The organism is Clostridium sp. (genome assembly GCF_051654825.1).
GTDB lineage: Bacteria > Bacillota > Clostridia > Clostridiales > Clostridiaceae > Clostridium.
In genome coordinates, this window is sequence record NZ_JBOFYU010000271.1 from 1 (window position 1) to 6287 (window position 6287).

Below are 6287 nucleotides of genomic sequence, written 5' to 3' on the forward strand. Positions count from 1 at the left end.
AGCTTAATTCTTTCTTTAACATTAAATTGCAACTTCAATTTTAATACCTCTCCACCTTTAATTGATGCCTATATTTTAGCCTATGATGCTATGTATAATAGAGATAATCAAACTAAAAAAGATTTTATAATTTTAGATATGGAATCAAATTTTTTTGAAAATACTACATATGAGGAACGTCAAAAAGTTATAGAGCATTTTAATAAATATAATAAACATGTATTAAATGCATCCTTATTTAAATTAAAGGAAATTGGATTAGCTAATAAAAGAGGTGACATTATTATTAATGGGGATTTGTTAACTATGAATTGTGTTCGTTCTAATGGTGAGGGAAGCTTAATTATTGAAGGAGTAAAATATCATGGTGTAGTTTCTGCATACTTCTATAAGATTACTCTAAAAACTCATGAAGGGTCATGGATTATAGATAAAATTGAAGAGCTAGGTGTTGCTTAAATAAATCTTAATATAAGCATATAGAGCAAGATTATTATTCCTGCTCTATTTTTATTACTCTAATTACTTATGAATCTCTCGATAATAAGTTAACTATCTTTTGATTTTTTTTCTGCATATCTATTAAAATAAATTCTAATAAGACCTGCAATTGGCATTGATAATATCATTCCTAAAGGTCCAAAGTAGCTTCCTCCTATTAAAACTGCTATAAGTATCCAAACTGGCGAAAGACCTATTTTATCTCCCACTATCTTTGGTTGAACAAAGTTCCCATCTACTTGTTGATATAAAAGTAGTAGTATAGCCCCTGCTATTCCAAGAGGAACACTTGTAAATATTCCAAAGAAAAATGCTAATGCAGCTCCTATAATTGGCCCTACATATGGAATAATATTTGTTATCCCTGCAATTGTTCCTATTAAAACTGCAAAAGGATGCTTTATTAATAATAAAAGTACTGTTGATACTATTCCTACAATAATAGAATCTAATAATTCACCTATAATAAATTTCCCTACTATATTATCTAAATCATGCATAAATACAGTTAAATGCCTTCCTGTTTTTTCTGGTAATAAGACATCTCTAGCTTTTTTCATTTGCCTTATTAATCTTTCTTTATCCATTAAAAAATATAAAGTTAAAATTAATGTTACTACAAAGTTTAATGCAAATGAAGAAATATTACCTAATGTTCCAACAACTATATTTAAGATATTGTTTGCATAACCACTAACTTTATTAACTATTTCTCCAGTTAATTCTCCAGTTGATTCCACTGAAAGATTTTTACTATTCAAGCTTTCTACTATTTGATTTATCCATCCCTTTAAGTCCTCTTGAAACTCTGGAAGGGAATTAAGTATTTCTTTTATATTTGTAATTATAGGTGGAACTAAATAATTATATATTACAATTCCTAATAAAATAATTGCTAGTAAAACTAATATAAGACTTATAGCTCTTATAACTCCATTATATTTATCTTTTATATGTTTTTTAGAAGCCTTATAAGATACTTTTTTTATGGAGTTTTCTATAAAATTTACAGGCTCATATAGAATATAAGCTAATAATGCTGCATATATAACTGGAGCAATAATTGTTAAAAACCTTTTAAATTCATATACAGTCCAACTAATTATATCTTCTCCATAAGCAATAGTCTTTACTGTTAAAACTACTACAATAGCAATAAAAATAATTATTATTCCATACTTTATATATAGTTTATTTTTCTTTAATTTTTCCATCATAAAGCTTTTTAGTAAGTTGATTATTAAATTTAAAAACCACTTACTAAATTCACCTCCTTTTTAAATCAATTACTCTATTTTATCCATAGATTTTAGTTGTAAGAACAAAATTAAAATAAAATTTTAGCTTATATTAATATTCCCCTTTGTAATAATAAAAATGTACTCTGTATATTTAGTTTAAATACTGTGGTAATTTTTACACTTAACTATATTAAAAATATGTGTTGCTTTTAAAATCCCTCTGTGTTATTATAAATGAGCAGTTGGTACGTAAAGTGCTAATTACTTGTAGAGCCTGGTTTGTCCTTCGCCGGATGCCAGGCTCTACTTTTATTTTTTTGTATGAAAAAGGAGTATTAAAAACATTTAGTTCTTAATACTCCTTAATTTTATAAACAAGCAATCTAATTAAAAGTTATTATTACTTTCTTTTCTTTCTAAGTGTAACACCTGCAGCTGAAAGGATTCCTCCTAAAGCAAGTACTGCTGCTGCTGATTGTCCTCCAGTGTTTGGTAAGCTTCCATCACCTTTTCCTGGCTTAGTTGGTTTGTTTCCATTATTGCTTCCACCATTGTTGCTTCCGCCATTATTGTTTCCACCATTATTATTTCCGCCGTTGTTATTTCCACCATTGTTGTTTCCACCGTTGTTGTTTCCACCGTTGTTTCCACCTTCTGGCTTTTTAACTAAAGCTTCTATAGCTTTGTTTAATGATGCTACTGCTGCATTTACTTCTTCTTGAGTCGCTTCTGAATTAGCTAATACTTCTTTAGCTGCTTTTAATGATGCTTCTAAAGTAGCCCATGTTTCAGCTGTATAATCTTCTGATTTTAAAGCTTCTGCTTTAGCTATTACATTTACTAATTCTTCTTTATTAACTTCTTCTACTGGTGCTTTTGCTGTTGAAGTTCCAATTTCATGAAGAGTTGGAGCAACCCCATCCCAAGCAACCTTTATTTCAAATACATTACTAAATTGTGCTGTTTCAAATGTATTTACATTCTTAGCTAAAGTACCAACTTCTGACCAACCATTTTCAGTTCTTACTGAAACTACAGCATCTGAAATAGTTGATGGGTTTTGTACTATAGTAATGTTTGTTATATCAGTATTTTCTGATACTTTATATACAAGGCTTCCTGTCTTAGGTGCATTTACTTGTGGCTTAAATGCTGTATTTAATTTACCATCAACTAAATTACCTGGTTCAAATTTAGCTTCTGCAGCTGGTCTAATATCAAATCTAACATCGTTGTTTGAGTATTCTACAGCTAAGTTTGTAACATCTACAGTTACAGCTTCTTTTGATTTATTTACAAAACGTACATAACGCGCTGCTACTTTGTTAGCTTTATCAGCTACTGCTGTCCATTCAACACCATTTACTGATGTTTCTAAAGCTAATTTGTCGCTGTTAGTTACTTCTGCAATTATATTAGTTATTTCTCTGATTTTATCTAATTTAATACCAACATATTGATTTTCAGCTAAAGTTACTCCATTTAATCCTGCAATTGCAGCATGATCTGGATAAATGCTAACTTTGTTTGATTCTAATGATTCAACATTTGTATAAACATTTCTCTTAATGTTTTCTACATCATCTTTATTTACTGAGAATTCACGAACTGAAATCCAGTTGTTCTTCATTTCTCCAGTAGGCATTACTCTTACATATTTAGCATCAACATCTAAATCTTCAATAACGATTTTTTGTTGTGATGGTCCGTATGCAATATCATTTATATCTGTCCAGTTTTCACCATCCATTGAAGATTGGAATTTAACAAAGTTAAATGCATCTCCAGCTCCTGGCTCACCGTGTTCAAATATTATGCTGTTAACATTAGTTACATCGCTTAATTCTAAAGCAACATAGTCACCTTCTTTAGCAGCTCCACGTATCCACATAGTTGATAATCTTGCATTATCTCCATCAACTATATTTTGAACATGTCCCCAATATAATTGATATCCCATATTTGTGTAAGGGAATAATGATAATCTTAAAGTATCTGGATTAATTAATTGAGTAACTCTTTCACCAATTAATCTTGATAAGTCTTTTGCAAATGGTATTAAGTGTCTTGTTCCTGGTTCAGGTCTAGTTTGTCCATCATTGATTGCTGGAACTCTATGTGATCTTGAAGCAGTATACTCATCTTCACCTTGAACATAGTATTTAATTGCTTCATCAGCATTTCCTTTTTCTAAAGCAACTGCTGCATTTACGTATGCCATAGTTGATTCAGCTATATCTCTTAAAGAATCAATCCAACCTTTGATTTCATTCTTTAATAAATCATTTTGTGATTTTTGAGCAAAAGTATTGGTAGCATCTAATATTTCTTGATATTCAGCTAAAACTACTTTGCTGTATTCAGTTATTGGTTCTTTTCTAAATAATTTTCTTGTAAATTCTTCGATTACTGGTCTTAATTCTTCTGATTCTTCTAAAGCTAATCCATGCCAGTTTGGAGCTGGATCACTCATATGTTTTGCAAATGTGTGTAATTCATCAGCTGCGTCTGGTTCAATATATTTAAATGAATCTGCCCAGCTCTTATCCATATCGAAATCTGCTCTATTCCAACCGTAGTCAGCTATTGCAAATAAAGATACCTTTGAAGCTTGTGCTTCTTGCATTGGATTAGTTACTATTCCCTTAAAGTTATTAACTTCTGGGTCTAACATTTCACCTTTACCCATTAATAATCTCTTATTGTTTATGTCATTAACTGGCCAGTTTAACCACATGAATGCTTGACGACCTACAGCCTCTTCAAAGAATTCAAATGTATCTTGAGTAACATAACCAAGTATTACGTCACCAGTCCACATAATGTCTACAGTTTCTGGCATAGTTCCTATAGTTTTTAAATATGCATTGTTAACATCTCCACCTGCTGATTCCTTAGTGTAAACCTTAGGTACAAATATTAAGTTATAAACATCACCTTTTGATAATCTCCAAGCTTCTAAATCATTCATTAATCTAACTTGATCATCAGCTTCACCTTCAGCATCATCTGCAAGAACACCAAATTGACGTACTCCAATGCTGTATAATTGTTCGAATTTAGCAATAATTTTTGCTAAATCTTCTTGATAAGCTTCGTCTGTTGAGAAGTTCATTCCATCCTTTAAGAATGGGTGAATTGTCCATATGAATTTATTCTTAGTTGCAGCACCAACTCCAACCATTTCTTCTATTTCAGCTAATTTTTCAGCTGGGTATGGTTCTCTCCATTTAAGACTGTGATATTCATCATCTTTAGGAGCGAAGATGTAAGCGTTCATTTTGAAATCTCCACCAAACTCCATTAAGCTCATTCTGTTTTCATTGCTCCATGGAATACCGTAGTAACCTTCAATAAATCCTCTCCATTGTCCATCTGAGAAATCTTTAATTAATAAGTTTCTCATTTCTTGAGTTTCTAATTGTTTAAAGATTAATTTTAAAGTAGTGATTCCGTAGAATGCAGAATCAGTATCTCTTCCTAATACAGCAACGATATTATCTTTTGCTGATACTATATGAGAATCAAAATTTTCAAAGTGAGCATCATCTGATAAATTATTTGCTTTGAAATAATTATCTACAACTCCATTTGAATTATTTATACCTACTAAGAAGTTTGTTTTTCCTTCTACTATTTCTGTTCCTGTTACAGATTCAATTCCTTTAATAGCTAATACTTCCATTAGTCTATTTTGAGTTGCTTCATCAACTCCATTTTCAAACACAACGTTTACTTCGTTGCTTAAGTTAACAGTTCCCTCATTGTATTCAACACTTTGAGGAATTGGATATATCTCGTAGTCTGCATTTTTAGCTTCAGTTCTTTCTGTAGCTTGTACATTAACTAGAGATACATTTGGTAATAATGTTAATGCCATAATTACCGTCATAACTCTTGCTATGACCCAATTAAATTTTTTAGTCTTTGACTTCATTATATAAGTCCCCCTTTTGTTAATTTCTAGAATAAATAAGAAAATGTTTTCACGCGATATAAACTGAGTTTATTCGTCATTTTTTTCACTTAATTTCTTTTTATTCCAAATATCTACAATGATAATATACCATTTTATCTATAATATGTAAATACTACATATTATTATATTTTAAGTAAATTAACAAATAATATGTAAATGTAATATATTACAACCCAGTTATTTCAATATGTTTAAGGCACTATTTCTGTCGTATAAATTTTTTTAAAAATTTTTTCATAGTAAACACTTTACTATATTTTTTTAACATCAATTATATTTTTTTACATTTTTTACTAATCAAATTAAAAAAAGACTAAATAATTTTACAAAAAATAATTTAGTCTTTTTATTCTTTTTTTACTTTAATTGTATTTTTCAAACTGATTATAATCCATTTTCTTTCTATAAATGTAATTTTTATCAGACTCATTATATCTCATATGTTTTCAAATTTAAATTTCCAATATCAAAGATTATATAATTATAAATAACATACTCTAACCTCTGCATTTACAGAAAACTTTACTATAAAATTAATTTTAAAAACAAACACTATTCATTGTTAT

General features: G+C 29.4%; 3 protein-coding genes. 1 reads left to right on the top strand and 2 read right to left on the bottom strand.

The window, feature by feature from the left end:
* Nucleotides 1–459, top strand: a 459-nt coding sequence (locus ACRDBA_RS16550; protein WP_438574037.1) for a hypothetical protein, incomplete at its 5' end; no start/stop codon positions are given.
* An 89-nt stretch (nucleotides 460–548) separates the two neighbouring features.
* On the opposite strand, the gene ACRDBA_RS16555 is transcribed toward ACRDBA_RS16550, so the two are convergent.
* Complete coding sequence (locus ACRDBA_RS16555; protein WP_438574038.1) at nucleotides 549–1718, bottom strand: AI-2E family transporter; 1170 nt, start codon at nucleotides 1716–1718, stop codon at nucleotides 549–551.
* A gap of 424 nt (nucleotides 1719–2142) precedes the next feature.
* Nucleotides 2143–5679: a beta-N-acetylglucosaminidase domain-containing protein gene (locus tag ACRDBA_RS16560; RefSeq protein ID WP_438574039.1), complete on the bottom strand. Its 3537-nt coding sequence runs from the start codon at nucleotides 5677–5679 to the stop codon at nucleotides 2143–2145.
* Nucleotides 5680–6287: the final 608 nt, after the last annotated feature.

Bases quoted from the DNA above. Each gene is read 5' to 3' on its own strand.
- ACRDBA_RS16555 (WP_438574038.1), bottom strand. From the start codon at position 1,718: ATGATGGAAAAATTAAAGAAAAATAAACTATATATAAAGTATGGAATA.
- ACRDBA_RS16560 (WP_438574039.1), bottom strand. From the start codon at position 5,679: ATGAAGTCAAAGACTAAAAAATTTAATTGGGTCATAGCAAGAGTTATG.